We start from the raw sequence: 1,860 nt of genomic DNA, 5'->3' as shown, positions 1-1,860 counted from the left end.
GCGCGGTCTGCGCCCCGGCCGATGGCGGCGTCTGGGCGGAGCCGCCGGGCCTCGCCATCGTGCGGCGGACGGAGGCGGCGGCGGCGCTGCGCCAGGGCTGGTGGACGTGGGACTGGTCCGCCGCCATGGGCGGGACCTGTTCGATGGCGCGCTGGGCGGCGGCGGATCCGCCGCTCGCCTATGCCGATCACGTCCATATCCGCGAGGCCGGCAACGCGCGCAGTGCCGACGCGCTGTACGCGGCGTTGCTGGGCGCCGTGGCGATCGCGCCCGGGCAGGGGCTGGCGCCGCCACCCGCCCGTCCCGGACCCTGACGGACCGCGCCGGGGATGCTGTTCCCGACCCTCGACTTCCTGCTGTTCTTCGTCGCCGTCGTGGCGCTGCTCGCGCTACTGCGCGACAGCTACCGGGCGCAGAAGCTGCTGCTCGTGGGGGCGAGTTATTTCTTTTACGCTCAATGGGATTGGCGGTTCTGTTTCCTGCTGGCCTTCAGTTCGGTCGTGACCTATCTGGCCGGCCTCGCCCTCGCGCGGGTGGGACCCGCCGGGGTCGGGCCGGCGCAGGCGCGGCGGGCGATCGTCGCCGTGACGGTCACGATCCATCTCGCGACCCTCGGCTTCTTCAAGTATTTCGATTTCTTCGTGCATTCGGCGGACGAGCTGCTGCACCGCCTGAGGCTGCACGGCGAATTGCCGGTGCTGGAAGTCATCCTGCCGGTCGGCATCTCGTTCTTCACCTTCCACGGCATCTCCTATGTCGTGGACGTCTATCGCGGCGACGTGGCGGTCTGCCGGCGCCCGTCCGACATGCTGTTGTATCTGAGCTTCTTCCCGCAACTCGTTGCTGGACCTATCGTACGGGCGGCGAAGTTCCTGCCGCAGCTCTACGAGCGGCCGCAGCTCGATTTCGGCCTCGCCTGGCCGCTGGTGCTGATCCTCGGCGGGCTGTTCAAGAAGGTCGTAATGGCCAACGACATCGCGGTCGGGCTGGTCGATCCGGTGTTCGACGACCCGATCCATCACGGCCTGCCGGACCTGCTGCTCGGGCTGTACGGCTATGCCGTGCAGATCTACTGCGATTTCAGTGCCTACACGGACATCGCGATCGGTCTGGCGGCGCTGCTGGGCTATGCGTTCCCGGTCAACTTCAACCAGCCCTACCGCGCCGCGAGCCTGCAGGATTTCTGGCGGCGCTGGCACATGTCGCTGTCGTCCTGGCTGCGCGACTACCTCTACAAGCCGCTCGGCGGCAGCCGGCACGGGGAGTGGAAGACCGCCCGCAACCTGGCGATCACCATGCTGCTCGGCGGCATCTGGCACGGCGCGGCATGGAAGTTCGTCTTCTGGGGCGCGCTGCACGGCGTCGGCCTCGGGGTCGAGCGCTTCGTCCTGCGCCACCACGACCGGCTGCGCGGGCCGCCGCCGACGCGCCCCGGCCTCTGGCCGCATGTGCGAAAGGTACTGGCGATCGTGCTGGTCTTCCACTTCGTCTGCCTCGGCTGGCTGTTCTTCCGCGCCGACAGCTTCGACACCGCGACGCTGTATCTGCAGCAGATGGCGAGCGGGGACTGGAGCCTGACGCAGGCGACACCCTTCGTGGTCGGGCTGATCGTGCTCGGCATGGTGCTGCAATTCCTGCCGCCCGATCTGCCGCGCCGGATCGCCGCGCGCCTGGCCTGGGCGCCGGACTGGATGCTGGGGGCGGAGGCGGGGCTGGTGGTGGCGGCGATCAACGCCATCGGCCCGGACGGCGTCGCCCCCTTCATCTATTTCCAGTTCTAGATGGCCGGGCGCGACGCCATGGCCGAGCGCGGCCCCGAAGCGCCGCCGCCGCGCCGTCCCGCCCGCGGGCTGGACGGAG

The 1,860-nt window shown here is 69.7% G+C and carries 1 protein-coding gene and 1 pseudogene; both read left to right on the top strand.

Features of this window, described 5'->3' with window-relative positions; genetic code table 11:
• Positions 1-314, top strand: a pseudogene (locus tag B8460_RS22135) (hypothetical protein); the annotation flags it as partial.
• A 15-nt stretch (positions 315-329) separates the two neighbouring features.
• On the top strand, positions 330-1,781 hold the full coding sequence (locus tag B8460_RS15030; RefSeq protein WP_048862419.1) for an MBOAT family O-acyltransferase: 1,452 nt from the start codon (positions 330-332) through the stop codon (positions 1,779-1,781).
• Positions 1,782-1,860 lie beyond the last annotated feature (79 nt).

It is taken from the genome of Acidisphaera rubrifaciens HS-AP3 (assembly GCF_000964365.1).
Taxonomy (GTDB): domain Bacteria; phylum Pseudomonadota; class Alphaproteobacteria; order Acetobacterales; family Acetobacteraceae; genus Acidisphaera; species Acidisphaera rubrifaciens.
This window is presented reverse-complemented; position numbering and strand designations above follow the sequence as displayed.

Bases quoted from the DNA above. Each gene is read 5' to 3' on its own strand.
- B8460_RS15030 (WP_048862419.1), top strand. From the start codon at position 330: ATGCTGTTCCCGACCCTCGACTTCCTGCTGTTCTTCGTCGCCGTCGTG.